Annotated in this window: 23 protein-coding genes and 1 pseudogene; 8 read left to right on the top strand and 16 right to left on the bottom strand. The window is 68.6% G+C overall.

Annotation, left to right across the window (positions count from 1 at the left end):
* Positions 1-454 precede the first annotated feature (454 nt).
* Together mobC and V2S66_RS05165 are read left to right on the top strand one after the other, a co-directional pair.
* Positions 455-979 carry a plasmid mobilization relaxosome protein MobC gene (gene mobC / locus V2S66_RS05170; RefSeq protein WP_330793221.1) on the top strand — a complete coding sequence of 175 codons (525 nt, stop codon included), beginning with the start codon at positions 455-457 and terminating at the stop codon, positions 977-979.
* The gene (locus V2S66_RS05165; protein WP_330793220.1) at positions 969-2,720 is read left to right on the top strand and encodes a relaxase/mobilization nuclease domain-containing protein; all 1,752 of its coding nucleotides are present in this window, start codon (positions 969-971) and stop codon (positions 2,718-2,720) included. The genes mobC and V2S66_RS05165 overlap by 11 nt, the downstream gene beginning before the upstream one ends.
* Positions 2,721-2,825: 105 nt before the next feature.
* Here the strand turns inward: V2S66_RS05165 and fxlM are convergent, their stop codons facing one another.
* From fxlM to V2S66_RS05135, 6 genes are all read right to left on the bottom strand, one after another.
* Entirely contained in the window at positions 2,826-4,904 is a 2,079-nt protein-coding gene (fxlM, locus tag V2S66_RS05160) for a methyltransferase, FxLD system (protein WP_330793219.1), read from the bottom strand.
* A gap of 29 nt (positions 4,905-4,933) precedes the next feature.
* Positions 4,934-6,205, bottom strand: a complete 1,272-nt coding sequence (locus V2S66_RS05155; RefSeq protein ID WP_330793218.1) for a lanthionine synthetase C family protein — start codon at positions 6,203-6,205, stop codon at positions 4,934-4,936.
* Positions 6,202-9,276 (bottom strand): lantibiotic dehydratase, encoded by a 3,075-nt coding sequence (locus tag V2S66_RS05150; protein WP_330793217.1) that lies wholly within the window; start codon positions 9,274-9,276, stop codon positions 6,202-6,204. Before V2S66_RS05150 ends, V2S66_RS05155 begins: the two co-directional genes overlap by 4 nt.
* An 88-nt stretch (positions 9,277-9,364) precedes the next feature.
* On the bottom strand, positions 9,365-9,511 hold the full coding sequence (locus tag V2S66_RS05145) for an FxLD family lanthipeptide (protein WP_330793216.1): 147 nt from the start codon (positions 9,509-9,511) through the stop codon (positions 9,365-9,367).
* 204 nt (positions 9,512-9,715) lie between these two features.
* Positions 9,716-10,057, bottom strand: a complete 342-nt coding sequence (locus tag V2S66_RS05140) for a hypothetical protein (RefSeq protein ID WP_330793215.1) — start codon at positions 10,055-10,057, stop codon at positions 9,716-9,718.
* Positions 10,050-10,490, bottom strand: a complete 441-nt coding sequence (locus V2S66_RS05135; RefSeq protein WP_330793246.1) for an ATP-binding protein — start codon at positions 10,488-10,490, stop codon at positions 10,050-10,052. Before V2S66_RS05135 ends, V2S66_RS05140 begins: the two co-directional genes overlap by 8 nt.
* Positions 10,491-10,814: 324 nt before the next feature.
* Between V2S66_RS05135 and V2S66_RS05130 the strand changes: the two genes are divergently transcribed.
* Both V2S66_RS05130 and V2S66_RS05125 read left to right on the top strand, forming a co-directional pair.
* Positions 10,815-11,687 carry a helix-turn-helix domain-containing protein gene (locus tag V2S66_RS05130; RefSeq protein ID WP_330793214.1) on the top strand — a complete coding sequence of 291 codons (873 nt, stop codon included), beginning with the start codon at positions 10,815-10,817 and terminating at the stop codon, positions 11,685-11,687.
* On the top strand, positions 11,688-11,918 hold the full coding sequence (locus V2S66_RS05125) for a DUF397 domain-containing protein (RefSeq protein WP_330793213.1): 231 nt from the start codon (positions 11,688-11,690) through the stop codon (positions 11,916-11,918).
* A gap of 568 nt (positions 11,919-12,486) precedes the next feature.
* On the opposite strand, the gene V2S66_RS05120 is transcribed toward V2S66_RS05125, so the two are convergent.
* From V2S66_RS05120 to V2S66_RS05105, 4 genes are all read right to left on the bottom strand, one after another.
* Positions 12,487-13,443 carry a BsuBI/PstI family type II restriction endonuclease gene (locus V2S66_RS05120; RefSeq protein WP_330793212.1) on the bottom strand — a complete coding sequence of 319 codons (957 nt, stop codon included), beginning with the start codon at positions 13,441-13,443 and terminating at the stop codon, positions 12,487-12,489.
* Entirely contained in the window at positions 13,440-14,900 is a 1,461-nt protein-coding gene (locus V2S66_RS05115) for an HsdM family class I SAM-dependent methyltransferase (protein WP_330793211.1), read from the bottom strand. Before V2S66_RS05115 ends, V2S66_RS05120 begins: the two co-directional genes overlap by 4 nt.
* A gap of 717 nt (positions 14,901-15,617) precedes the next feature.
* A complete protein-coding gene (locus V2S66_RS05110; RefSeq protein ID WP_330793210.1) occupies positions 15,618-15,803 on the bottom strand; it encodes a hypothetical protein in 186 nt (61 codons plus the stop codon).
* A 90-nt stretch (positions 15,804-15,893) separates the two neighbouring features.
* Positions 15,894-16,424 (bottom strand): hypothetical protein, encoded by a 531-nt coding sequence (locus tag V2S66_RS05105; protein ID WP_330793209.1) that lies wholly within the window; start codon positions 16,422-16,424, stop codon positions 15,894-15,896.
* 723 nt (positions 16,425-17,147) lie between these two features.
* Between V2S66_RS05105 and V2S66_RS05100 the strand changes: the two genes are divergently transcribed.
* Complete coding sequence (locus tag V2S66_RS05100; RefSeq protein WP_330793245.1) at positions 17,148-18,818, top strand: Eco57I restriction-modification methylase domain-containing protein; 1,671 nt, start codon at positions 17,148-17,150, stop codon at positions 18,816-18,818.
* Positions 18,819-18,827: 9 nt separating this feature from the next.
* The gene (locus tag V2S66_RS05095; protein ID WP_330793208.1) at positions 18,828-19,553 is read left to right on the top strand and encodes a PaeR7I family type II restriction endonuclease; all 726 of its coding nucleotides are present in this window, start codon (positions 18,828-18,830) and stop codon (positions 19,551-19,553) included.
* A gap of 36 nt (positions 19,554-19,589) precedes the next feature.
* Here the strand turns inward: V2S66_RS05095 and V2S66_RS34485 are convergent, their stop codons facing one another.
* Positions 19,590-20,186 carry a tyrosine-type recombinase/integrase gene (locus V2S66_RS34485; RefSeq protein WP_413966297.1) on the bottom strand — a complete coding sequence of 199 codons (597 nt, stop codon included), beginning with the start codon at positions 20,184-20,186 and terminating at the stop codon, positions 19,590-19,592.
* Between V2S66_RS34485 and V2S66_RS05090 the strand changes: the two genes are divergently transcribed.
* Entirely contained in the window at positions 20,166-20,759 is a 594-nt protein-coding gene (locus tag V2S66_RS05090; protein WP_330793207.1) for a hypothetical protein, read from the top strand. The genes V2S66_RS34485 and V2S66_RS05090 overlap by 21 nt on opposite strands.
* Positions 20,760-20,808: 49 nt before the next feature.
* Here V2S66_RS05090 and V2S66_RS05085 read toward each other — a convergent pair whose 3' ends face one another.
* The gene (locus V2S66_RS05085) at positions 20,809-20,943 is read right to left on the bottom strand and encodes a hypothetical protein (RefSeq protein WP_330793206.1); all 135 of its coding nucleotides are present in this window, start codon (positions 20,941-20,943) and stop codon (positions 20,809-20,811) included.
* Between the two features lie 421 nt (positions 20,944-21,364).
* Between V2S66_RS05085 and V2S66_RS05080 the strand changes: the two genes are divergently transcribed.
* Positions 21,365-22,765, top strand: a complete 1,401-nt coding sequence (locus tag V2S66_RS05080) for a DNA-binding protein (RefSeq protein WP_330793205.1) — start codon at positions 21,365-21,367, stop codon at positions 22,763-22,765.
* 53 nt (positions 22,766-22,818) lie between these two features.
* Here V2S66_RS05080 and V2S66_RS05075 read toward each other — a convergent pair whose 3' ends face one another.
* From V2S66_RS05075 to V2S66_RS05060, 4 genes and pseudogenes are all read right to left on the bottom strand, one after another.
* On the bottom strand, positions 22,819-22,995 hold the full coding sequence (locus V2S66_RS05075; protein ID WP_330793204.1) for a hypothetical protein: 177 nt from the start codon (positions 22,993-22,995) through the stop codon (positions 22,819-22,821).
* Between the two features lie 79 nt (positions 22,996-23,074).
* Entirely contained in the window at positions 23,075-23,503 is a 429-nt protein-coding gene (locus V2S66_RS05070; protein WP_330793244.1) for a restriction endonuclease, read from the bottom strand.
* A gap of 528 nt (positions 23,504-24,031) precedes the next feature.
* Positions 24,032-24,298 (bottom strand): annotated as a pseudogene (locus V2S66_RS34705) (transposase); the annotation flags it as partial.
* Positions 24,299-24,435: 137 nt separating this feature from the next.
* Entirely contained in the window at positions 24,436-24,945 is a 510-nt protein-coding gene (locus V2S66_RS05060) for a hypothetical protein (RefSeq protein WP_330793203.1), read from the bottom strand.
* Between the last annotated feature and the right edge of the window lie 773 nt (positions 24,946-25,718).

The following is a 25,718-nucleotide window of genomic DNA, read 5'->3' as shown; positions in this document are numbered from 1 at the left end:
GGGGGGGCCCCCCCCCCCCCCCCCCCCCCCCCCCCCCCCCCCCACCGGCCCCTATCCCAGAACCCCGGTCTAACCAAATCGCCGATCCCGGCAACCATCGCCAGCACCGCCGACCAACGAACGGAGCCATCTCGTGCGCAACCCCTTCCGCACCCAGCACGACACCCACACCACTCCCCTCAACCCACAGCGCCAGAACGGGGAGCGGGCCCTCAGCACTCCGATAACCTCACGGAGCAGCAGTGGCGTTGACCTGGGGAACGACAACGACGGAGCAAGCTGGAGCAAAGTCCACATCGCCGGAGGCGACGCGGACTTTGCGCTTGACCCCGCCCCGGCGGGAGCGGACCCGGGCCGCGCCCAGCGGGGCACGGCCGGAGAAGGGGAGGCCGAGCGCGGCCTCCTCCCAGGACAGGACCAACCGACCGAGCACCCCGCGCGCCTCGCGCCGACCGTGTCGCCCGACGCCTTCGTCCACCGCCATATCGCTGCGCTCGACGTCCCCGCACTGCCCATCGACACCGGCACCGCCGGTCTCGTCACGAGCCGCCGGCCGCTGAGCGAGATCCTCTACCGGCCGCGCAGCGGCACCAAGCGCGACATCCAGCTGACCGCCTCCGCCGAGCAGGCCGAGCGGGAGTTCATCGACCTCGCCGCCAAAGCCGCCAAGCGCTCTCGGTCGGCGTTCCTGATGGACGCCGCCCTGACCTTCGCCCACGCCTACCTGCCCGACCAGCGCCCCGACGGCGTCCCCGCCCTGCCCTCACCCCAGGCCCTCCAGGACCTCACGCGGCTGTGCGGGCAGTTGCTGCGCGAGATCCACCGCGTGGGGATGAACCTCAACCAGATCGCCCGCGCCATCAACACCGGCACCTGGCCTGACCACACCGACGACGTCCTGGCCGAAGTCCACGCCCTGGCCCGCGCCGCCCGCCTCGCACTCGAACACGTCGTCTCGGGGTGCCGCCATGGTGCCTGACGTCTCCACCGGCTCCCGCACCCGCGGCCTGCTGTCCTACCTCTACGGCCCCGGCCGCCGCGACGAACACACCGACCCCCACATCGTCGCCGCCTTCGCCATGCCCGGCATCCCCGACCCCGGCCGCGCACCCCTCGACCAGCACCACGCCCTCCTGGACGAGTTGGCCGACTACCTCGACCAGCCCGTCCGCGTGCGCGAGCAGCGCACCGGCAAGAAGGTTCCCCAGCACGTATGGCACTGCCCCGTCCGCACCGCACCGGGCGACCGGTACCTGGCCGACGAGGAATGGGCGCAGGTCGCCCGGCGGGTCGTACACGCCACCGGCATCGCCCCCGACGGCGACGACGCCGCGTGCCGGTGGATCGCGGTGCGCCACGCCGAGGACCACATCCACATCATGGCCACCAGCGTCCGCGAAGACGGCCGCCGCCCGCGCACCAACCGCGACGGCCAACGCGCCCAAGCAGAATGCCGCAAGATCGAAGCCGAACTCGGCCTGCGCCGCCTCAAATCCGGCGACTTCACCGCAGCACCCATGCCCACCAGCGCCGAACAGGCCAAGGCCCTGCGCGCGGGCAACACCGAGACAGCACGGGAATGGCTGCGCGACCATGCATACACAGCGGCGGCAGCCGCACGCGACGAAGCCGAGTACTTCTCCACCCTCCACGCCCTCGGCATCAAGATCACATACCGGCTCGGCCCGCAGAGCGGCGACATCACCGGCTACAGCCTGGCCGCACCCGACGACACCAACAGCCACGGCGAACCCGTCTACTTCAGCGGCTCCACCCTTGCCCCCGACCTGTCCATCAACCGTCTCCGTGAACGTCTCTCCGCCCACGACGCCACCGACCAGCCCACCGCCAGCGCTGCTGGCCCAAGCCCGTGGCACCAGGCCGACACCGCCCTGCGCGACCTCCGCATGAGCCTCCTCGATCACGAAGTCGGGGGCGGACGGCAGGAGGACAGCGTGATCCAGGCGCAGGCCGCGGCGTTCAGCGAACTCCTCCACAACGCCGCCGCCACCGCACCCCGCCAAGCACGCGCCGAACTCCGAGCAGCCGCAGCTTCGTTCAACCGCGCCAACCGTTCCGCCATCCGCGCCGAACACCACAGCGCTACCGCCCTGCGCACCGCAGCCAAAGAACTGCTCCACACCCTCGGCTCGGACAAGGACGGCGCGGCCGTCGCAGGACTGCTCTCCACCGCCGTACTCGCACTCATCGCCCTCGCCCGCTGGAACGAAACCCGGCACCACCAGCAGCAGGCCGCCGCAGCCCACCAGACCCTCGTCCACCTGCAAACCGCCTACCAGCAGGCCGCCGAACCCGTTCTGGCCGACCTCGCCTCACGCACACCCAGCGCGCAGGTAGCACAGCGCTACGCCATCGACCTACGAGCCACCATTCCCGAACACGCGACACGCATCCTCGCCGACCCCGCGTGGCCCGCTCTGGCCACCACCCTCGCCAAGGCCGAAAGCGCCGGCCAAAACCCCCGCCGCGTCCTCGCCGAGATCGCCCGGCAACGCGAACTCGACACCGCCGACCACCCCGCCGAAGTCCTCAACTGGCGCCTCCACCACCAGACCACCGAACGCCACGCCGCCCGCGTCCGGGCCGCCAGTGCCCGCCCTCACCGCAACACCTCCACAGGCGCACCCGCGAACACGACGGGCGGCGCTCCCCCTCATACCGCGCAGACGGAACGCGAGGTCCCGACAAAGCGACGCTGAGAGAGTGCCTGTTCCAAGACCCGTCCTGGTGGTGGCAATCGTCGCCGTCCTGCCGCCCGCACATTGCCCTCGGGCCCGGCCCCGGCCCCGACGCTTTGCGCTTGATCACCAGCCGATGTTCAGGCGGGTCTCAGGTCGGGTGAGGTGAGCGCCAGGAGCGAGTTGGCCGTCGGGGGTGCCGGCGGGGTAGGCGGTGACGACGGGTTGCGCGGGCCTGTCCTGGCTCCAGCGGCGCAGACGGTCGTTGACCTGGCCGAGGAGCTTGCTGCTGTCGGGGCCGTGGGCGGTGATGCCGAGCTCGTTGGCGTCGTCGCTGACGGGGCGGGCGGTGAGGTAGGCGAACGTGCCGCCGTCGTAGACGCTCGCTCCGGCCCACCGCATGGCCGGGTCGGCCAGGCCGAGGGCGCGGGCGGAGGCGCTGACAGAGAGTCGGCCGAAGCGCAGGCCGCCCGGGATGGTGGCGAGCCACAGGTCGAGGTGCGCGGCGTGTTCGTCGTGGCGGACTTCGATCCCGGTCCACTGCTGGTGGGCGGGGTGGGGCAGGGCCTCGGCGAGGGCGGCCTCGTCGGGCAGGTCGTCGGCGTCGATCTTGAGGATGACCTCGTCGGCGAGCCGGACGTGGCGTTCGCCCATTTCCGAGGCGCCGCGCATGGGCACGAAGCCGCAGACTTCGGCATCGGTGCTGAGCATCCGGCCCTCTGCGGTGCGGTCGAAGGCGAGCGAGCGGGTCAGGCCGCTGCCGTGCAGGCGCAGCGGCACGACGAGGCGTCCGTCGACGGTGAGCTGCTGCCACCAGGCGGCCGAGATGTCCCAGGCCCCGGCGGTGACGATGATCCTGTCGAACGTCTTACCGCTCGGGTCACCGAGGGCGCCGTCGCCGCAGATCACCTCCACCTGGTCGTATCCGGCGGCGGCCAGGCCGGTGCGGGCGCCGGCTGCGAGGTCGTCGTCGAGTTCGATGGTCACCACCGAGCCGGTCGGGCCGACCAGCTCCGCGAGCAGGGCGGCGTTGATTCCGGTGGCGGCGCCGATCTCCAGGACGCGGTGGCCCGGCTGGACATCGAGCTGTTCGAGCATGGTGGCCACCATGCTCGGGCTGGAGGCCGAGGAGATCGCGCTGCCGTCTTCGGCCCGCTTGGTCACCACGGGCTTGGGCGCGTAGGCGGTCGCCAGGTCCACGCCGGGCAGGAAGACGTGCCGGGGCACGGCGCGGAAGGCGTCCTTGACCTGGGGGGTGCGGAAGCTCCCGAGGCGGTCGATCCGGGCGATGAGGTTCTCGATCAGCTCGTGCGGGTCGAGGACCGGGGCGTCGGTGGAGTGCATGGTCACGTGCCTGACTGTAGTGGGGCGAACGGGGTCGTTATGGCCGCTTTGCGGTAGCGGGCCCGGTATCGGTGCCCGCTGGAAGATCACGCGGCTCGCGGCGGTGGCCAGGGCGCTTTGGTGGGGTGCGGAGATGCCGTGCCGGTTGAAGGCGAACAGCAGATGGTCGGTGAGCACGGCCCGCAGGCCCCGGGTGAGGCGCCCGCGCCGGCCCAGGTCGGCGAGGGCGGCTCCGGCGTCTTCGAACGCGGCTGCCCAGGCGGGCGTCAGGGCAAGGGGGCTGTCTTTATTGTCGCTCTTGGCGGTGATGAGGGTCTGCACCGCGGAGAGGGTTGCCGGGGAGGGCTCGGTCTGTCCCTCGTTCATGCGGTGCTCGGAGACCTGGGCCCAGACGTCCCCTTGTTCGTAGAAATCCTGGTCGGCGGCGAGCATCATGCGGGTGGCCAGCCGTACGCCGATCTCGCGGCGAAGGTCTCTTCCCTCCTGCGTGCCGGTGAGGTGGTGCAGGATATGGCGGCTGTCTGCGTGGAACAGGCCGTGGGCCACGTGCATCGCTTCCGGTCCGCCGAAGCGGCGGGTCTCTGGCTCGTAGATGGCCTCTTCGGCGTGAAGGATGACGGAGCTGCTGGTGAGCGTCGTGGTCAGCCGCGCGAGGAAGGCGGCCGCGTCGTGGTCAGCGGCGGGCAGGACGCGCAGCCGCCATGATTCGCCCTTGCGGATGAACCACCAGGCGGTGATGTCGCCGCGCTGTTCGGCGTCGGTCAGCAGCGGCCCGAGGTGGCGGGCGGCCATGTGCTCGGCGGCCTGCCAGGTGTCGCACCACAGGTTGACCTGCCGCCAGCGGGTGTCGGGTTCGGGCATCGTCGCAGTCCAATCGGTGTGTGCGGTGTTCAGCCGAGGAGAAGGCAGGCGGGCCAGCCGCCGTGCGCGCCGGTCGTGGTGGTGGCGAGGGTGTGCAGGGTCAGGGCGATGCCGGCGCGGCCTTCGATCAGACCGGGCAGGGCCCCGGGCGGGGTGTCGTGGGCATGGGTGAGGAGCGTGTCGAGCAGGTGCGGCAGGTGGGCGGCGACATCGGGGGTGACCGCCTCGGTGGCGGCGTGCCAGGCCGTCAAGAGCAGACCCGCCCAGCCGTGGCACAGCGCGGGGTCGCTGATGCGCGCGAGCTGGACGGGGTCGGCCAGGCACCGGGCGAGGGCGTCCTCGGCCGCCTGCTGGCGTGCCCGGTGGCCCAGGGCGAGGGCGGCCAGTTGCTGGGCGCGGGCCAGGCCGGGGGTGCCGTAGCACCACGAGGGCCGCAGCGGTCCGTCCTGACGGGGCCGGCCGGCGTGGAGTTCGGGCAGGCTGATCCTTTCGGGCCACCACGGTCCCGCCGGTGCCGGTTGCCGCCAGTGCTCCAGCCACCGGCAGATCTGGTCGATGGCGGCGGCTTGCCCGTCGACGATGACGCCTTGCCGCATGGCCAGGGCCAGGATCACGAGCAGCCCGGAACAGCCGTGCGCCATCCCGAAGTTGGCTTCTCCTGCGGCGAAGGCGGGATCGCGGTCGCGGGCGGAGCTGTCGGACGTCCACCAGCCCGGCGCCCCCGCGCCTGCTTCGTCGGCGGCCTCCACCGGCTCGGTCAGCCGCACCAGGTAGGCCAGGATCTGGCGTACGAGGTCGCCGCCGGGGTCGCGGTGCAGGACGTGGGCGCCGAGCCCGACGAGGCCGCGCGTGAGGTCGAACTCGTACTGCGAGGGGCGGTGCGCGCCGTCGATACGGGCGTGGGCGGCATCAAGGCGGGTGCGCACGAGTTGGGTGACGGCGTCATCAAGGCGGGCCGTGGCGCCCGGGTAGGCGTCGGGGGCAGCGACCTGGAGGGCGAAGGCGAGCGCGGGGGCCCCGAACCACAAGCCGGCGCCTGGCCCAGCGGTCAGGTCGTCGCGGGTGGCGCGGGCCAGCCACGCGCGCAGCGGCTTGTCGTCGGCCAGGCCGTGCTGGGCGCGCAGCCCGTGCAGGACTGCGACGCCGGCGGCCCCCTTGGACAGCGACTGGTCTCGCCAGCGGGGGCTGCCCGGGCTGTAGTCGTCGCCGAACTCTGATGACAGCGGCACGGTGAGGGCCGCGGCGATCTGGTCGGCCATGGCCGCGGCAGCGGTCTGCTGCCTGGCATCCAGCACGGTCATCGGTCCGTCCCCTTCTCGGTGCCCTGGCGTGCGGACCAGGCCAGAGCGATGGCCCGTGCGAGTTTGTGCGTCATCGCTTCGGCCTCCGCATCGATGCCGTGTGCGCGGATGTGGTGCAGGTGCAGCAGCGAGGTGAGCACCGAACCCGGCGTGAGACGGGTGGCCGCGGGGGTGAGGCAAACGGCATACCGGGCGGCGGCCTGGGCCCGCGCCGCCCAGGCGACGGCGATCTGCGGGCCGCCGGGCAGATGGTCAAGGGCCTGGCCGTCGGCGATCCGCAGCGTCTGCCGGCGCACGTCGCGATCCCGCATAGGCCCCCCGCCGGCGAGCTGCGGGTGGTCGATGAGCCAGCGCACCCCGGCGGCCCGGCTGCCCGTCATCGCCACTGCCATGTCGGCCAGGCTTGCGGCGGTCAGCGCCTGCGGATGCAGGTCCCCGGAGCGGGACAGCGCGGTGAGCTGGGCCAGGACGGCTGCGGAGTCGGCGGCGAACAGCGCCTCGGCCGCGGTCATGGCGGCACCGGCTCCGTATCGGCCGGTCTCCGGCTGGTAGGCGCCGAAGGCGATCTCGCCGACGAGGCCGAGCTGTCGCAGGCCGTCCGCCCAGGCCGCCACATATCCCGAGGCGCGGGCGCACTCCGCGTCGTGCAGCCGGATCCGCAGGTGCGGGGCGGGATGGCGGTAGCGGACGAACCACCACTGCGGCGGCGTGACCCACCGGGCCAGGAGCGCCGGGACATGGTCGGTCAGCAGCGTGTCGAAGTTGTCCGGGTGGCTGTACAACTTGACGTACACCACCCCCTTGCCCGAAGCGGGCTCGGCCAGCGGCAGCGCTGTCGATCCGGTCAGGAATGCAGGCGCCGAGAGGGGAGGCGCGGTCGCGGCGAGCGGGATGACGATCTCGTGGGCCCGGCCGCCGAACCAGCCGTGGTCGGCGGCGGTGGGCGTCTCGGTCAGCGTGACCGCGCCGGTTGCCGCGTCCAGATGTGCGCGCAGCAGGTCGCGGTCCATGGCCTCGTCCAGGTTCAGCCGCAGCTGCTGGTCACCGAAGCCGATCGCAATGCTGGTGGGAAGGCGCCGCTGTCCGCGCACCGCGTCCAGGGCCGCACCCCAGTCGCCCGGTCGTGCCGTGGGAGCGGGCAGGTCTGAAGGGTGCAGGCGCCACTGGGCAGGGGCCAAAATGCTGCGTCCGTGGCGCAAGGAGGGCAGGAACGGCAGGCCGGAGGCGGCACCCCAGTCGAACGACATCACCTGGGGGTGGGCGGAGCGCGGGATCTCCAGCAGCATCCGGGCCAGGGGCGGCATCGTGTGCCGAGCCCCGGCATGGGGGAGCATCGGCTCCACCACCCGCCGCCGGGACAGCGACACCACATACAGCCGGTGCTGGTCGGCGGTGACCGCGAGGTCCCGAAACGGGATGCGGCCGACGGCCGGTTCACCGTGCTCGGCCAGGCTGATCATGTCCGGCAGCACGAGCGGAATGCGCTGGACATTCTCCTGCCGCACCTGCTGGGGGGGAAACGATAACTGGACGGCAAGAGCGCCCGCCACGCCGGTCGGCAGCTCGGCGTATAGGGCCGACAGCTGCTGCCGGTCGGGCTCGTCCAGCAGGTCCAGGAACCGGCCGGCGTTCGCCGCCGGCCGGCCCAACCCGCGCACGCTCAGGGTGAACTCTCCGCTGTCCAGGGCGGCCGTCGTGGTGGCGCGGACATCAACCCACAGGTCAACCGGGGATACCGGCCGCTGATCCGCCCCGGCGGCGAGCACCTGGAGGCGTTCGTCGTCCAGGACGACCTCGCCGGCGCTGTCCAGTGCGGCCTGCTGGGCCACAGCGAGCAGTTCCTCATCGCGCGGCGACAACTCGCGGGCACCGGGGTGGGTGAAGTGGCGGGGAAAGCCGAGCCCGGTCGTGGGATCGACGAGGCGTTCGACCGCTACCAGCGTGCCGGGCCCGTACCGGCCCAGGAACCGGCCGTGGTACTCCCGCCACGACGCGCTGCCCGTGGGGGCCGGGCTGAGCCGGACGAGCGCACCTGCCGCCTCGGCTGCTTCGCGCGCCACCGCCTGCGGCAGCACCACCGTGGCCCCGAGCCGCAGATCCACAGCCAGGGGCTGGTCGACGGCGTCGCAGAGCGCTCGCATCCGCGCCGCGGTCTGGCGCCTGCCCCGCCCCTGAGGCCATGGCTCTGCGCGATCTCCTTCCTGCAACCGGGCGTGAATCGCGGCGAGTTCACCGGCCAACGCCTGTGTCTGGGGAAGACCGGCCGCGTCAGCTTCGTCCAGCTGGTCCAGGAGGTAGGCGAGGGCGTCGGTGGCCGTCGAGGGGGGACGCAGGCTGCTGATCAGCACGCCCCGCGTCATGAGTTCGCCCACCAGCGCCTCCAGCGCGGGCACGGTCGCGCCGGAGTGCTTGGCGGCGAGCTTGCCGGCCAAGGCGCCGACCTTGATCGGGGACGTGGCAACCTCCCGGATCGTCTGCACGACCGGGAGGTGCCGCACCGATACCTCGCCGGGCGGGCGGTCGACGGTGGTGTGGGCGGACCACGACACGACGAGCCGCTCGCCGCGGACGACGGCCAGGTCGTTGATCTGCACCGATAACTGTCGCCGCAGGTCTGCTTGGGCTTCGAGACGGGCGATCATGTGGGCGAGCCACACCGCGTCCGCCCGGGTGCGGGTCTGGTGGGCTTCCGTCCACCGCACCGAGGTGAGCGGGCCGAAGTACGCGGTGCTCACGCCGGCGAAAACTCCGAAGGGGGTGGCCCGGCTGCGCATCCGCGCCAGGTAGCGGGCCAGAGCCAGCGCCATGCGGCGCATCTGCCCGGCACCGGCCGCGCGGCCGGCGAGCACCGCGTCGATCTGCTCGGCCAGCACCGGGCTGGCGATCGAGATGGCCTCGGCGACCGGCCGGTCCGCCCATACCGTGGTGAGCCACCTGCACCACTGCGCGTCGCCGACGTCCGGGGACAGCCCAGGCCAGGGCGCCGCGCCCGCGTGATCGGTGTGCACGCTGGCCCGCAGCATCGCCGTCCCGGTCTGCCGGTAGTACGGCGTCCGCTCCGCTGCTCTCACCTCGCGCCTCCCAGGCTGCTGGTTCTTCGTTCGGTGACCGGTGCCTGCGACGGGCACTCCCGCCGCAGGCACCGTTGCGGTGATCAGGTCAGCAGTCGCCGTCCTTCTTGGTGTCGCAGCCGTCGTCGGTGCTGCTCAGCAGCGCCGCAGCCACGGGCCCGGCGGTGACGATCCGCACGTCCAGGTCGAGGTCGACCGCGTCGGCGGCAGGGCGAATGGTGGTGCTGGTGTTCATGGCAGTCCTCCTGCTCGTAGATGTGTCACGCATTTCGGTGCTGATGGCCCGGCCCCGCCGCCCGGAGCGTAGAGACCTGCCCACGCCCCACCGGCGGTTCCCGGCCATCCCCGCACGCGGGCGTGGTGCACCGCGTGCGGAGGTTCGGTGGCGGCCCGCCCGGCCCGGCCGCGAGGGCATCCGGGCGGGCAGGCCAGGTCGTAGTCAGCCCGGAGCCTGTGGCGGCGGTGTGCCGCGCAGGATCTGGCTGACGGGGACGGTGCTGGTCGGGTCGGACAGCGACCGCACGGCGGCTTCCAGGCGCCCCGGGTCGGCGCCGAGGTAAGTCACCGCGGCCTGCGCGAGCTGGTCGGCAAGCCCGCGCTGGAGGAAAGCCTCGTGGCGGTGCTCGGCGGCCGTGACGGCGAGAGCTTCCAGGGAGCCGATGGTCTTGCGACGTGTGGTCTTCTTGGGGCCGGCGCCGAAGGTCATCCAGACGATGATCTCGCGGCTGTCCATGTCGAATCCGACCCGGAACGGCATTTGTTCGGCGGCCGGTTCAGGCACAGTTCCTCCCCTGGTAGGGCAGGCGGCAGCGGATCTGCTTGCCGACCGCAGTGGGGTGGACCGTCCAACCGGGCGCCAAGACGTCCAAGATCCACAGGCCCCGGCCGGACTCCGACCGGTCGTTGTCCGGCCGCTGGTGCCTGCGCCGGGGCGCCACAGCCGGCTCGGGGTCGTGGACCTGCACCAAGACCTCGCCCGGCGAACTGGTCACCTGCACGACCACCGGCGCCCACGGACCGCACAGCCGCACCGCGTTGCCGACGAGTTCACTGGCCACCAGCCGGGCCGCGTCCGCGACCGTCTCCTCCACGCCGGCCGCGCACAGCTCTTTGAACACCCGCTCCCGCATCTCCCGCAGGTGCTCGGGGCCGGCGCTCATGTGCAGGTCGAACCCGTCGGGCCGTAAGGACAGATAGAACCCGCACTCCGCCATTTCCACGGCGGATGCATACGGTGGATCGGACGGTTCGGTCAGGACCCGTACATCGTGCATGGCGTGTGCTCCCCAGTGACATGAGCGGGCCTTCGGACTGAAACGTCCGGTGGGCCCGCAGAAGCGGGTCGGCACGTCGGCCCTCCGGGCACAACCCCCGGCAGTCGGCGCACGGCAGCGGCCTATGCCACGAAGCGCGACGTTGCCGTCACACTTCGCTACCGTGCCGCCAGCATGCACCCGGGCAACTCAGTTAGGCAACATGTCTCGTTGAGATTCCTCGGATTGGTTGTCGGCATCGGCGCCGAGGGCCACACTGTCGGCATGGCCTGGAAGAAAAGTTCCGCCCCCAAGTCCGTCTACCGGCGGCAGTTGGCAGCCCAGCTCAAAGAGTTGCGCGATGCCTCGAGCAAGACGATGGCCGAGGTGGCGAGGGAGGTCGAGATCAACCAGGGCTCGCTCAGCCGCATCGAGTCCGGCGACCGCGGCACCACCCCAGTTCTGGTGAAGGCGATGCTCGACTGCTACGGCGTCAGCGACCCCACCGTCCGGGAGGACATCTTGGACCTCGTCCGAGCCGACCAGGCCCAGAAACAGAAGTGGTGGCGCAAGTACTCCGCGGTTATCAACACCACCCAGTACGGCGGCTACCTGGAGCTGGAGGCCAGCGCGACATCCCTACGATCCTACGAGCCGCAACTGATCCCGGGACTCCTCCAGACCGCCGAGTATGCCCGCCAGGTCATCACCGCGATGCGCGTGGACCTGGACGCCAAGCAGGTCGAGGCCCTGGTGGCCGTGCGGATGAACCGCCAGGCCCTGCTGGCCCGTGACGACGCCCCGAAACTGTGGGCGGTCATCGACGAGGCCGCCCTGCGCCGCGTCAGCGGGGCCCCGGCTCTCCTCAAGAGCCAGCTGGAACACCTGCTGGATCTCGAACCCCGCACCAACATCACCTTGCAACTGCTGCCGTTCGACGCCGGATTCCATCCCGGGCTGTACGGCTCGTTCATGCTGATGGGCTTCCCCGAGCCCAACCCGGACGTGGTGTGGGTGGAGAATCTGACCAACTCGGTGTACTTCGAGGGATCCGACGATGTAGGGCGCTACACCGAGGTCTTCGACCACCTGCGGGCCGCTGCCCTCGCCCCACCCGAGACCCGCAGCCACGTCAAGAGCATGATCAAGGAGCTGTAAGTGAGCAACACCAAGCCCGACCCCGCCGAACTGGACTTTTCCGGAGTCGCCTGGGAGAAGAGCCCGTTCAGCGGGGGCAACGACAACTGCGTGGAGTTCGGCGTGATCGGCGAACTGATCGCCATGAGGGACTCCAAGCGGCCCGAGCAGACCCCGCTGCTCTTCGATCGCGACGAGATCGCCGCGATGCTCGCCGGCGCGAAGAGCGGCAGCTTCGACCACCTCGCGTGACCCACTCGCCACCTGGGCGGTCGGGCGACGGACCAGGCGGCTGGCCCCAGTTTCTGGTGGAGTCAGCCGCCGATACCAGCCTCCCGGCCACAAGGAACGGGCACTGCGAGTTGGGTGAGACCGGCCTGCTCGCGATTTATCCCCCAGTGCGGTTGCACCATCAACTGAATTCAAGCTGTCGGCTTTCGGCATCGGCGAGGAGGAGTACCTGGCGCTGACCAGATCGACTCTTCAGTCGCTGCTCGCCGACCGCGACAACGACGGCTACAAGGACGAGGTCCGCGCCCGGCACACCGTGCCCGCCGTCTCCCACCTGGGCATAGCTACGGCACCGGCCTGGGCACCTACAGCAGAGTCAAAGAGAGCACCCACGCCTGGCTCCACGGCATCCGCGCAAGGTGCCGCCACACCCGACTGAACGCCGGAAAGGGCGGCTACTGCAGTGCCATATCGGGCAACGTTTGCTGGGTCTGGTGCACCATAGGCTGCCGAGTTGTCCACGATTTACACCGAACTGGTCACGACCGGGACCTGGGGTTCAACCAATCAGAGCGCGAGCTGCAAAGGCTCACTCATAGGGGCCGAGGAACCGTGAGCCGTTCAGGTGGATCAGGTGGTCAGGCGCGTCAGCCACCCAGGCTTCGGTCTCCCATGCGAGCTTGGTCAGCCACTTGCGCATCGTGGCGCGGTCCGGGAAGCAGTTCACGAACACCAGCCCTGCCTTGTCCGTCGCGAAGAGATTCTTCAGGTGCTCGCGCCGTCCGAAGTCGATCGGTCCGTGAGAAGTGACGGCCTCCATTAGGAAGAGCCAACCGCGCTGCTCGTCGTAGACCACGAGGTCCGGGTTCTTGCCGTGCTCGTCGAAGGTCAGTCCGAGACGTGCGAGGACGTCGTCTTTGCGGATGTCGTAGCGGTGATCCTTGGCGTCCCCCAGGTAGAGCACCTGCCCGCCGGGGGCGAAGCGAGGGCAAAACTCCTCGACCATGTCTCGGATCAGGGGGTTCTGGCCACCAGGAGAGAGGCGGAACGGAGAACCGTCGGGCAGCGTAACCGGGAGCATCTGCATCTCGCGGGTGGCCTTGTAAGCAGCCTGCTGGGTGGGAGCTTCGGCTATCCAGGCGTCGAGGGCGTCCTGGAACCCCGGAGTGCCGAAGAGACGCACTACGGATAGAGCAGCCGGAGCGATCCGGTAATTGTTCTTTGAAGAGTTGACCGCGCGCCCTTCCGGAGCGTCGGAGTTGTGCTCAGCGAACCCCGCGTCGACGAACTGGTGGAGTGTCTCCTTGCGGAAGGACTCGCGCGAGTTGGGGGCGTACTTCTCATCCCACTTCTCCGCAATGACGCCCATGACTTCCGTGACGCCGAGACGCGGGTTGGTCGCCGTGTCCCACGGCTCGTCGGGCTCCAGGCCGAGCAGCGCGAGGGCCGTCAGGGCGGACCTGTCATTGCTGCGGACCTTGTCGAAGCCGAAGGCTTGCAGGAGGGCGCTGGCGTTGTCGACGGATGCTCGTAAAGTGCTGATCACTCTGCTGAGCCTACGACAGTGGGGAACAAGTCAGCCACGAGGGCATCGAGCTTCGCCTGTTCCGGGAGCCATTCCGGCGCGTTCTGCGCCAAGCGCACCAGGTCGTCACGGGAGGGGAAGGGGAGCGTCTTGACGTCCCCGGCGTTGACCTGGGTATGCCCGGAGAACGTGCGGAAGATCGCGTCGAGTGTCGAGGAGTTCAGCCAGAGCATCAGCCCATGCGCCAGCTGAGGGTCGAGAGGCCCCTTCTTCTCGTGCAGGTAGTTGGTCTTATTGTCCAAGGCAACCGGGCCGTCGTCCTTCCAGACGCCCGCGACCACGCGCCGCTTCTCCTCCTTCGCGGAGAAGCGCTTGATGACGACGTAGTGCCCTTCGGGCAGGAGCAGTTTGCGGGCGGCCTCAGTGCTGGGGGAGAAGCCCTGTGGCTTCTTCGCGGGGCGCAGTGGCCACTCGATCTCTCCGCCGCGCACGTTGGCCTGGTAGATCATCGGCACGACACCATCGGCGCTGAGGTCTTGGGTCAAGTGTTCGCGGTTCCGGAAGTCGACGACCTTGCCCGTGCTGACGCCCAAGCCCAGGTCGGCCAAGGTGTACGAGACGGCCGGCGGCACGACAGCGGAGTCATCGAAACGGACGAACCGGTCGCGGTCCTCGGGCAGGACCACGGCGTCGAACGGGACGGTGCGGCGCAGTGGGGCGTCGTTGTGCGCGATCGACGCCGACAGGACGACCTGTGGCTGCTGGTCGCTCCGTGTGCCAACTACGATGACGTTTTCCTGGAGGACACCGGTGTCAGCGAAGACTGAGTTACGGCTCTCGAAGACGTGTAGGAGGTCAAGGCTGGTGCGGTCGAGCATCCACTGACGAAAGGCGCGGTGGTAGGTGCCGTTGGCCCAGGAGCGGGGCACGATGATCGAGATCTGGCCGCCGGGGGCGAGGGCAGCTGTGGCCCTGGCCCAGAAGGCCGTGTAGATGTTGCTGGCATCGACCAGGTGGCGCGCAATGCGCGTACGGTGCAGGCTGCCTGCGGCGAGCTTTCCATAGGGTGGGTTAGCGACGACGAGGTCGAACGGCCCGTCGATGAGTGCGTCATCGTCGGTGAGGTAGTCGCCCTGCACGAGGTCGAAGGTGGTGCCGTAGGTTGCCCTGCATTCCTCGAGCGTGGCCCGCAGGTAGGGCATGACCTGAGGGTCGGTCTCCACAGCAACAACATGAACGTCCAGTTCAGGGTGCTCTTCGTGCACCCGCGTTACCAGTGCGGCAGTCAGCGAGCCGACCCCAGCGCCGGGGTCCAGAACGCGCACGGTATTACTCAGGGCGTCTAGGCGAGACATCGAGGCAATCAGGTCGGCGGCTGGTGCAGGCGTGAAGAACTGACCCAGGGCGGCCTGCGTCCGAGGGTCAAGGACACTGAGCGCCTGCACCCGTCGTGCCTCGGTGTTCTCGATCAGTTTCACATCCGCGATCCTCTCACGGGGCATCCCCATGAGGTCATTGGTGGAGATATGTACAAGTCCGCCACCTCGTGGCAACGTTTGGAGGCAGGTACTGAAGGGCGAGAGAGCCCAGGGCGTCCCGAACCGCGTGTCACACGCTGATCATCACGACACCACCGTCAGCCCCCGCGGGCTGCCACCGGGTCCAGACGCTCAGGCCGCCCGGCCGACGACGGTCTCTCCAGGCGTGCCCGGGAGGATTGGCGTAGGCACGTCGGCGCAGCGCGCCGCGCGGAGGCCGTCGCACAGTAGCTCTGGGATGCGGTCGGCACCCGGCATCATGATCTTCAGCATGCGGCAGTCGGTGAGGTGATCGCGCCGCGTTTGAGGCGAAGGCACAGCCCGGTCCTCCCCCCGCCCGCATTGGCCTCATCAGGCCGCCGCGCAGCGGTTGGGACACGGGCCCCGGGTTCGGCAGAAAAGACGGCCGCTGGCGTCGACCGTCCACTTAGCCCAGAACGGTTCCGCGCGAGACAGCCGGGACCGCGATGGTCCCGGCATCTCGTACTCTGTCGGCAGGCTCAGGCAGAGAGCTTCTTGAAGACGACCTCGAAGCGGTCGAGGGTCTCCTCATCGACCTGCTTCTTGCGGATCGGGAGGGGCATGTTCACGGTGATCAGTTCGGCCTACTGCCGCTCAGCCGGTCCCCGAAGACCATCGTGGACCGGCTGACAGAGATCAGCGGCGCCACCGATCCCAGAGCCACCCAATCGTCGTGACCGTCATGACGCCCACTGCCTGCTGGGCAGCATTGCCGACGCCGACGGTGTAGCCCGCCGTGTACCCGACAGCAACAGCGGCCACAATCACCTCGAACCTTGGCGGCCGCTCGCTTCCCGCCACAGGGACACGCATACTGGACATGGTTCTTCTCCTCGTCAAATGGGTTGGACCATCCGCCGGAGCCCGGAGATCTGTGGAAGGTGATACGGGTTCCGGCGGCAGACTTTGAGGTTAAGGAGCAGTGCCTTCGCTCTCCGAAGCCGACGGATCGGCGTCCGAGTCCGCGCTGACGAGTTCGCCGAGCTTGGCCATCAGATCGTGGCGCGCGGACGCAGACAGGCTTCGGTAGGCGCGCCAGGCAAGCTCGGCCGGCGAACTGGGCCGACGATCCATCGCCATCCAGCCGAGGACGAGTGCACGCTCTGTGACGGAGAGCCTTTGCAATCTGTCCCAGGCTTCGGTTGGCGTGACGGCCATCCGCAACGCCGTAGTGGAACGCTGGCGGATGGCGAGGTCAGCTTCACGTGGATGCATGGCTCGCGCGAGTGGATCCCATACCTGGGTGCCCGCGGCGGCGAACAGGAACTCATTGGGCCCCAGGTGAGCGTTCGAATGGAAGGTCTCGATCTGCCATCCATATTCCCGGAGGTCACGCACTCGTCGCTCGATGGACGCAACGTCAGGGAACGCCCCCCGCAGCTGCGTCTTTGTGAAGGTCTTCCCTTCACCGATTTCCGCGACAAGCCACAGTGCGGCACGCACCAACCCACTGTGCTTCTCGTCCCTCCAGTCGAGCTCGGACGGACCGGACCCCGGCATCAGAACACGTCTCCCTTCGCTTGCGAGTGAGATACCCGCCTTCAACCGCTGCCGTCACCCTACAGTCAGGTGGCAACATGTGGCAAGATCCGGCAGATGTGGCAGGCCCCGTCGGGCGTGCCACATCTCGAGACGCAGCTACGAGAAGCCGCCGAAGGCTGCGTGCCCTCTGTGGGGCCGCAGCCCACTTCCCGGCCTTCCGCAGTGCTCGGCCTCGCCGACCGGGAACCACCGGCAGAGCTAGACGTCAGTGCCCCGGCGCCGCAATGCCACCCCTTCCGGGTTGCAGTTTGGGTTGCATTCATCGCCGTGCAGGCCCGTTCGGCAGATCCAGCACGACGCGCTCGGCAGCAGGTCAGGACGCTGACGCACCCACCTGAACACCCGGACGAACAGTTGGAAAGCGTGTTGGGGGCAACCCCTCACGAGTTCGAATCTCGTATCCTCCGCCAGTGCCTCACCGGGCACGACGTCGAAGGGCCCCACCGTCCGCGGTGGGGCCCTTCGACATCGTGGTTGCAGTTTTGGTTGCGGTTCAGCCGCCCAGGCCGAGATCGCGACGAAGGGGAGCGGGTCCGTCACGTTGAGGCAGATCCACAGCCGTGCAACCTGCCTGTGGACAACCCTCCTCACCGGAATCTCCCCTTGTAGGGTCGGCTTGTGACCATGCTCCCGTTCGCTGATGCCGACTGGCAGAACCTCTCCGTGCTCCCGGCCCAAAGCGTCGAGCACGGCGAGGTATTCACGCGACGCTGGGTGGTCGACCTGATCCTCGACCTGCTCGCCTACACGGCCGACAAAGACCTTTGCGACGTCAGGCTTGTCGAGCCGGCCTGCGGTACGGGCGCCTTTCTGGCGGCAGTCGCAGCACGGATCAGCGCCTCCTGCCGTAGGCAGAAGCGCCCGATCGGAGATGCGATTACGGCGGTCAGCGCCCTCGATCTACTGGACCGCAACGTGCAGCAGTGCCGCGCGGTGGTTGCAGAGCAGCTGACCGGCGATGGGTGGCAGCCCGACGAAGCCAAGGAGGTCGCGGCAGCCTGGGTAAAGCAGGGCGACTACCTTCTTCGGCCGGAATCAGCCCAACGAGCCGACTACGTGGTGGGCAATCCTCCGTACATCCGCCTTGAGGACGTTCCCCATGACCGGATGGCCGCCTATCGGAGCGTCTGCTCGACGATGGGGGGCCGAGCAGACATTTACGTCGGCTTCTACGAGGTCGCGATGCGAAGCCTCGCTCCCGACGGACAGCTGGGCTTCATCTGCGCGGACCGCTGGATGCGGAACCAGTACGGTCGCCAGCTCCGCCAGTTGGTGACCTCTCGCTACAGCATGGACCTGGCCCTCGTCATGCACGACGTTGACGCCTTTGACGATCAGGTCTCGGCCTACCCGGCGATCACGGTCATCTCGAACCGTCTCCAAGGCTCAGCCGTGGCGGCGGACGCCACACGATCGTTCGGAGCAACTCAGGCCGACGATTTCGCGGCCTGGTACGTGAAGAGCGAACCGAAGTCGGTCTCGACCGAGGCGTACCAGGCTGCTCGCATGCCGCACTGGTTCCCCGACGAGGATTCCTGGCCGGCCGCCTCCCCCGCCAGGCTCGCAGTCTTGGAAGATCTCACTGAACGCTTCGGTCTCTTGGAGGACGGCAAGACCGGGACCCGGGTCGGCATCGGCATCGCGACCGGCGCCGACAAGGTCTTCGTCACTAACGACGCCGACCTTGTTGAGAGCGATCGGCTCCTGCCGATGGCCATGGTCCGTGACACCACCACCGGCACCCTTGACTGGCATGGCACCTTCCTGGTCAACCCGTGGACCACACACGGAAACTTGGTCGACCTCTCCGCCTACCCCCGGCTCGCCGGTCACTTCGAGAAGCACGGAGCCGCCCTGCGCAAGCGCTATGTCGCGGTCAAGCAGCCTCAGCGCTGGTACAAGACGATCGACAAGGTCGACCCTCGACTGACCCGGCGTCCCAAGCTGCTCCTTCCGGACATGAAGCTGACGATCCATCCGGTCCTGGATGAGGGTGGCCTGTACCCTCACCACAACCTGTACTTCATCGTCTCGGACGTCTGGGACATGCGTGTACTCGGTGGTCTGCTGCTGTCCAAGGTCGCGGAAGCGTTCGTGGAGGCGTACGCGGTGAAGATGCGAGGGGGAACTCTCCGCTTCCAAGCGCAGTATCTGCGTAAGATCCGCGTGCCGGACCCAGCATCGATCAGCGAGAGCGACCAGGCCGCCCTGGCAGGGGCCTTCGACAAGCGCGACGTCAAGGCCGCGACCGAAGCCGCCCTGCGTGTCTACCGGCTTGCCGAGTTGCCTGATTAGGAGAGCCTCTTGACGGTCACGCGCCAGGACTTCGAGGACGCGATCGCGGCCTACTGGGGCGCCAAGCAGTTGCAGAACGAGCAGTCCGCGATCAAGAACGCGGTCGGTGCCGGCACCGCAGGGGCAGTGCGGGGCGGCAAGCACTTCGACGTGATCGCAGCCCTCTTGGCGAAGTTCTTCCTCGAAGCCGGGTACCCGCCCGAGAGCATCCGCGTCAGCAAGTCCCAGGGCCTGGAGTTGCCCGGTTACTACCGGCCGCAGAAGCAGTGGGACCTTGTCGTGGTCCACCAGAACGTGCTTGTCGCGGCCTTCGAGATGAAAGCGCTCGGAGGCCCGTCTTTCGGCAACAACTACAACAACCGTGTCGAGGAAGCACTCGGTAGCGCGGTGGACCTGCGTCGGGCAACCCTCGCCGAGCTGTACCCGAAAGAGAAGCCCTGGCTCGGCTACTTCTTCATAATGCAGGACGGTGAAGGATCCCGAAGGCCGGTCTCGACCGCGAAGGGCGCTTTGCCCGCCGACAAGATCTGGCACGGTACCTCGTACCAGGACCGCTTCGGGATCTTCTGCGAGCGCCTCGTGGCCGAACAGCTCTACGACGCCGCGTGCTACGTCACGTCCTCGGCGGAGACCCCCAGCCCGACCGAACTGGTGGAAAGCCTCGACTGGAGGCACTTCTCAGCAGCGATCAATGCTCGACTCACGTACCTGAGGGACCTCGGTATTCCCGGGTAGGGCGTCGCCCTCATACGGGGCAGGGCATGTCGGCCTTCAAGGCATGTGGCCGACCTTTGCGGCTGTCTGCTGGAGCACGGGTCTGGTGACCTGTTGGTATCGCTGCCACATCCGCACCGACTTCCCGGGCTCCCAGCCCATGATCGCGTCTACTACCGCGTCCGGGACTCCTGGGATGAGGAGCACGGTCGCCGCCGTATGCCGGGCATCGTGGAGGGCGGCCGTCGCGGACGCCGGCGGCCCGCAGCAGGTCCTTCCGGCGGTGGTAGTCCGTGTTCGGGGCGAGCGGTTCGCCGGTCGGTGACGTGAAGGCGTATTCCTTCTCCGTCCAGAGACCCGGGCGACCGTACGATCGTGGTCCTGCTCCGCCCTGTGTTGCCGAAGCAGCTTGACCAATTCCTCCGGCAGCCCAACCAGACGCCTGCCCGCCTTGGACTTCGGAGACTTCGTCTCGCGGCGGGTGTTGACCTTCTGCGGGCGGAAGCCAGCCTTCGCCCGTCCGCAGGTGCCGGCGCAGCCGTGCGCGTACCGGGGCCGCAGCCGTCCCCCCCGTACGCGAATGACGCCCGCTTCGAAGTCGGCATCGCCCCACTGGAGCCCGAGGACGTCGCCTTGGCGCAGGCCGAGGGCCAGGGCGATGACCCAACGGGCGGTGCTGCGGTGCTTGTCGGCTTCGAGAAGCTGGCGCTGGACCTCCGCCAGGGTGTACGGCTCGACCTCCTCCTCATCGAGCTTCGGGGCCTTGGCGATGGTGGCCGGGTTGATGGTGAGGTGGCGGCGACGCTCAGCCTCGTTGAGCGCCGTCCGGACGGTGCGGTGGGCCTGGTGCGCAGTTCCTGCCGAACTGCCGGATTCCTGCATGCGCTTGTAGAAGCGTTCCAGGTGCTCCGGCTCAAGCTTCTCCAGGCGGTGAGCACCGATGCCGGGTACGAGGTGGTGGGAGACGGCCACGCGATAGCCGTCGATGGTGTCTCCGAGACGTGGGGCGCGGCGATGTTCTCCACCCAGTGGGGGAGCCACGTCTCGACGGTCCAGCGCCGGCCGGCCTTGCGTACGGTGCAGGCGTCGTGGAGCTTCTCCGGGTCGCGGACGGCCCTGGTGACCTCGGCCCGTCTTTTACGGGTGACGTGGCGACGGTCCGGCTTGCCGTCGTCTTCGATGCCGACGGTCACGTATCCGTGCCAGCGGCTGTCCTTGGCCTGGTAGATGGACGAGGCGCCGTTGGGCTGGCGAGTGTTGGCCATGTCCGTCTCCCTCAGGCCGCGGTGGTGAAGTCGAAGGCATCGCCGGCCTGCTGCGCGACCAATGCGCCCAGCGCTTCGGCGGGTATGCGGCGGAGGCTGCCGATCTTCACAGAGGGGATCTGGCCGGAGGAGACGTACTCGTACATCTTGGTGCGGCTGATGCCGACGCGGCGGGCGGCTTCGGCGACAGTGAGGGCGACGAAGGTGGGGTCGCCGTGGGAGCCGTCGCGGTGCCGCGATGAGCGTTGCGCAGATCGTCCTCGGGCACGCCGAGGAGGCGGGCGATCTGGGCGTCAGCGAGGTCGTTGGAGTGCAAGGCGGAAGCCTCTCTTGGCGAGGCGTTGGGGCGGCAACCCCGGCCTCAAGCGGTCTTGATCGTTCGTGGGTACGGGCGGTTGTGCTGCTGTACGGCAGCGGTGGGACATGGCTGATCCGGCGGGCGTTCCCGTGAGGCGCCCACAAAGCTTCCGTGGAGCGACAGCCGAGCAGAAGGTCATGCACGGGCCTCACCCGGGGCATAGGGTCGGGATCTCGGCGCAGTTGTCGAGGGGAAATCAGGGGGCGGGATTGGACCACCTTTTCAGCGTCGCTGGTCATGCGGCTACGGCAGTGACGCAGACGAGCCTTGCCGCTGAAGGGCTGTTGGAGCGGCAGCATCTGCAGGAGTGGGTGATCGGCAACCCGCAGGTGCTCGGGGAGTCGGTGCTGGTGATCACCGCGGAGTTCGATCGTTGGGCCGACGCCGAAGGGGTTCCGGCGCGGGAGCGGCTGGACGTGCTGGGGCTCGATGCGACCGGGCGTCTGGTGGTCGTCGAACTGAAGCGGGACACGGCCGACCGGGACGTCCACCTCCAGGCGATCACCTATGCCGCCCTGGTCTCCCGGTTCGACCTCGGCACGCTCGCGCAGGCCCACCACGACTTCCTGGCCCGCCGCGGCCAGGGCACCGAACTGGCAGAGTGCCGCCGGCGGATCCTCGATCACATCGACGGGGAATGGAGCCAGGAACTCCTCCAGCGCCCCCGGCTGATGATCATCGCTGCCGACTTCCCCAAGCAGGTGACCCACACCGTCGTGTGGCTGTCCGAGATGAAGCTGGACATCGATCTCGTCCAGGTGAGCCTGTGGAAGATCGACGGCAACCTGGTGGCGGGGTTCACGCAGGTCTACCCGACACCTGAGGTGGAGGAGTTCACGCTCGCGCCGGCCCGGATCGAGGCAGATGCGGTGGCCGAGAAGCTGAAGGAACGCTCGCGCGCCAGGAACGCGGTGCAGGTCATCACGAGCGCGGGCCTGCTCCCGGACGGGACCAGGCTCCGGCTGGTGCCGCGCCACGGTGTACCGGATGCGATACGCAAGGACATCCTCGCGTGGGTGCAGGAGGCCGACGGCCGCGGGTCCGCGGTCTGGACGAACGGAGCCGCCAAGCCGCTGACATGGTCGGGCGACGGCACCCCCTTCTCGCCGACCGGCCTTGCCGAGCACATCTTCACCAGCGTGACCGGCCGAACGGTCACCGGCGTCCAGGGCACCACCTGGTGGGACGTGGACACGGACCACGTCCCCGACGGGGTCGACCCCGACGAATGGACGAGGCTGGCCGGCACGAGCCTCGCGGCCCTCGCCAGCAAGGTGAGCGGCACCCGCAAGGACTGGACCGACCTGCACAGCCTGCTGGCCGCCATACCCGAAGGACGATGGACCACCTACGGCGACATCGCCGCAGCCGTGGAAAGCCATGCGGTGCCGATAGGCACACACTTGGCGTCGTGCCGCGAGTGCCCGGCCCCCTGGCGCGTGCTCACCGCAGCAGGGAAAGTCAGCACCGGATTCCGCTGGTCCGACCCGCAGCGGACGGAGACACCGGAGGACATCCTGCTGGCCGACGGAGTCCCGGTACTCGACGGCATCGCGGCCCCCGCAGCACGCATGTCAGCAGCGGAACTGCGCGCACTCCTGAACAACTGAACCGGTCCTCGGCGGCTCGGCGAGGTCGTACTTCCGGCCCCGCGGCCCGTGCTTCACTTCTTGCGCTTGATCGCCTTCTTGCGGGGAGTTGCCTGCCGACGCTTCGCCGCTTCGTAGGCCGACCATTCACCCTGGTGTTCTGCGCACCGCGAAGTGCCCTTTACCGCGAGTTTCCGGCAACGGCTGCCGGCCTTGGTGAGCGCTCCGCATCGGGGCTGCGTCGTAGCCATGATCGCCTCTCCTTCAACGTGCGCAGAACGACCGTAAATCAGCGAGGAGTCCCCGGACGCGGTCCGTGTTCCGTATACGTCACTTCCCGTACGCCTGCTTCCAGCGGGATCGGTGTCGTGAATCGCCTTGCCCGGCGCCGTTGACTTCCGCAAGGGACATCAGGGAAGCACCGTTGTTCCACAGACCAAGGTGGTCGCGGTGGATGGCAAGGATTCCGTTCCGCACGGCGAAGCCCTCGCCCTGTGCGCTGAAACGGGTGGTTGTGACGAAGACGGCCAGGTCGGCACCGAAATGAGTTTTAGCTCCCAGCAGATCACGCAGATCGCGGGCAGGGATGGTGCTGCTGGGGGCGTAGCGCTTGCACTGGACGACAACCGTCCTGCCATCCGGCAGGAGTCCACGCACATCAGCGCCATTGTCGCCCGACCCACCCACACGTCGAATCTCGGTACATCCATCGCGGCGGCAGAGCGAGGCTACGAACTCTTCGAACTCAGTGCCAGACATCTTGTCCACCTGTGCGAGTGTCCGATGCCCGGCCTGGACCGCATCCTGGCGCCGCCAGCGCAGGTCCGCCCTACGATGGGCCTGGCCGGTGCGCCACAACCACCAGCCTCCTGCGCTGAGACCACCAAGCAACACCGCCGCCAAGAGGTAAGGCCAGACAGATGACCAGAATGTTGCCAAGGCCAGCAACAGGACGGCTCCACCAGCGATAAGTGCGCGTCGACGAATTTGCCGTCGTCTACGCGCAGCCGAGCGACGTCTCTTCTCACCCACCGGGACCCCCTCCCGCTCCTGCTCAGCAGTGTGGCCACAGGATGTGCCCTCGCGAAAGGGGGCCTTGCATACTTGGCTGGATCGCTTCCCAGGCAAGTCACCTCTGGACCACTGCCGAAGCTGGCGTCTTCCTTGTCTCATCGAAGCCGGGACAAATCAGCTTTCCCATCGCCGTGCCCAGAGACCAAACCAGGCCACACGGTCTGGTCGATTGTTCGATTCCTGCGAATCTACGGATGGAATGGAACGCAAAAGCAAGAAGCCCGTCTCGTCGACGATCAGCACGCCCTCGTTAGTGCCGAGGTGCTCGACGACGTAGAACCGGACGTCATCGCGGACCTCATCGGCGTCCCAGTGGGCGCTCCGCAGCAGCCGTTGCATCGGCCTGGGGCGTGCGTGGGCAGCCTGCTCGGCCATCTGCCAGCAGTTCTTCCGCTCGACGCCGGACAGGAGCCCCAGCAGATATCCACGGGCGGTGTCACGAGGCTCCACCCGGCGGAACCAGCGAGCGATCCGGGCCATGGCATGGTCGAACATCGTCCGCCAGCGGGCTGCGTCCATGCTGTGGCCAGCGGCCACCTCGCGATCTTCAGGAGTCCACACAACCCTTAATGATCACGTGGTGGCCGTTCCAGCTCTCACACAGCTCAGCCGTACCGTCAGGCACACTGCAGGATGCGGTCGACGTCCCAGGCGTGGTGGTGCCCGTCGTGGGCGTTGTTGCGCGCGACATCCTCGGCGCGCTGAACTCCGCGGGTGGCATGCCGCAGCGCAATCCCGTCCTCAAGTGCGGCAGTCACCGACGCCACCCAGGCATCGACCGCGCGTTCCAACGACCACAAGGCCGCGGCGGGAGAGATCTCGTTGTAGTGACGGGCCTGCGCAATAAGGTCTGGATCGTAGCCGGGCACGTCAACCGCTCCGGACAGCCGGGCCCCAGCGAGCCGTTCAGCCCAGTTCCGAAGATTGTCGGTGACATGGCTGACGTAGGCCGCAGGCGTCCATGCCAGATCTGGGTGCCGCTCGTACCCTGTGCGCCCCGCAAGAAGTACGCGGAAGCGCGCCGGTAGCTCCTCCACGATCCGTATCGCTTCTTGCGGGGTCAGCGACCATTCGAAGCCACAGGCATCACACGGATCCCCATACAGACTTGCGCCCCATTTCTCCATGGGCTTCAACCCTACTCAGGCCACCGCCTCGCTCCGACCTCCGCGCCGGGGCCTACCAGGGAGCTCTCCAGCCATCCGGGAGACAGCTCCGAGATCACGAAGTCGCACTGGAGCACTAGCCGCTCAGGGCCGTTTCTGGTTGCAGCTCTGGTTGCATTCAACGTCGTTCGGTCGCGTCCGGACTTCTCTCCGAGGACCGCTTCACCGCAGCTCAGGACGCCCCCGCCCAACCCCAAACGCTGCCGTGACCCGTTGGAAAGCGTGTTGGGGGCAACCCCTCACGAGTTCGAATCTCGTATCCTCCGCCAGTGCCTCACCGGGCACGACGTCGAAGGGCCCCCATCCGCGATGGGGGCCCTTCGACGTTCGTGGTCACGCAGGCGGCGCGGGCCCGTCCGGGCGGCGGATCCGCGTCCGGGGCGGCCCTCCTGCTCCTATGGTGCCGATGCGATCGTTTCTCCGGCGCGGCCCATCCTCTTCCTTGGCGTGGACGGACCGCCCGTCCCGTTCGGGGGGACGCGGAAGCAGTACCCGGACGGTTATCCGATGTACGTGCCGCAGGGAGCGGGCGGGAACCCGCTGTCGGCCAGGGCCGATCCTGCGCCGGGGGCCTGGGTTGTTGGCGCTGCCCTGCGATCTGGTCTGGGCCACCAGGTGGGGTCCGGGGCCAACGAGTGCCTCGCGCTACTCCTGGGTCTGCCGCGGCTCGCCGTGGTCACCTGGCCGAAGCCGACCGTTTAGCCGTCAGCGGTTCCTCCGGCGTCCGGAAAGGC

It is taken from the genome of Actinacidiphila polyblastidii, from assembly GCF_036353415.1.
GTDB lineage: Bacteria > Actinomycetota > Actinomycetes > Streptomycetales > Streptomycetaceae > Actinacidiphila > Actinacidiphila polyblastidii.
Note: the sequence above shows the minus strand (reverse complement) of the source record. Positions and strands in the feature narration are given on the sequence as shown.

Coding starts and splice junctions, on each gene's coding strand:
- V2S66_RS05165 (WP_330793220.1), top strand. CDS start 969: ATGGTGCCTGACGTCTCCACCGGCTCCCGCACCCGCGGCCTGCTGTCC.
- fxlM (WP_330793219.1), bottom strand. CDS start 4,904: ATGCCCGAACCCGACACCCGCTGGCGGCAGGTCAACCTGTGGTGCGAC.
- V2S66_RS05155 (WP_330793218.1), bottom strand. CDS start 6,205: ATGACCGTGCTGGATGCCAGGCAGCAGACCGCTGCCGCGGCCATGGCC.
- V2S66_RS05135 (WP_330793246.1), bottom strand. CDS start 10,490: ATGGCGGAGTGCGGGTTCTATCTGTCCTTACGGCCCGACGGGTTCGAC.
- V2S66_RS05075 (WP_330793204.1), bottom strand. CDS start 22,995: ATGGCTACGACGCAGCCCCGATGCGGAGCGCTCACCAAGGCCGGCAGC.
- V2S66_RS05145 (WP_330793216.1), bottom strand. CDS start 9,511: ATGAACACCAGCACCACCATTCGCCCTGCCGCCGACGCGGTCGACCTC.
- V2S66_RS05100 (WP_330793245.1), top strand. CDS start 17,148: ATGCTCCCGTTCGCTGATGCCGACTGGCAGAACCTCTCCGTGCTCCCG.
- V2S66_RS05070 (WP_330793244.1), bottom strand. CDS start 23,503: ATGTCTGGCACTGAGTTCGAAGAGTTCGTAGCCTCGCTCTGCCGCCGC.
- V2S66_RS05085 (WP_330793206.1), bottom strand. CDS start 20,943: ATGTACGAGTACGTCTCCTCCGGCCAGATCCCCTCTGTGAAGATCGGC.
- V2S66_RS05060 (WP_330793203.1), bottom strand. CDS start 24,945: ATGGAGAAATGGGGCGCAAGTCTGTATGGGGATCCGTGTGATGCCTGT.
- V2S66_RS05110 (WP_330793210.1), bottom strand. CDS start 15,803: ATGTCCAGTATGCGTGTCCCTGTGGCGGGAAGCGAGCGGCCGCCAAGG.
- V2S66_RS05130 (WP_330793214.1), top strand. CDS start 10,815: ATGGCCTGGAAGAAAAGTTCCGCCCCCAAGTCCGTCTACCGGCGGCAG.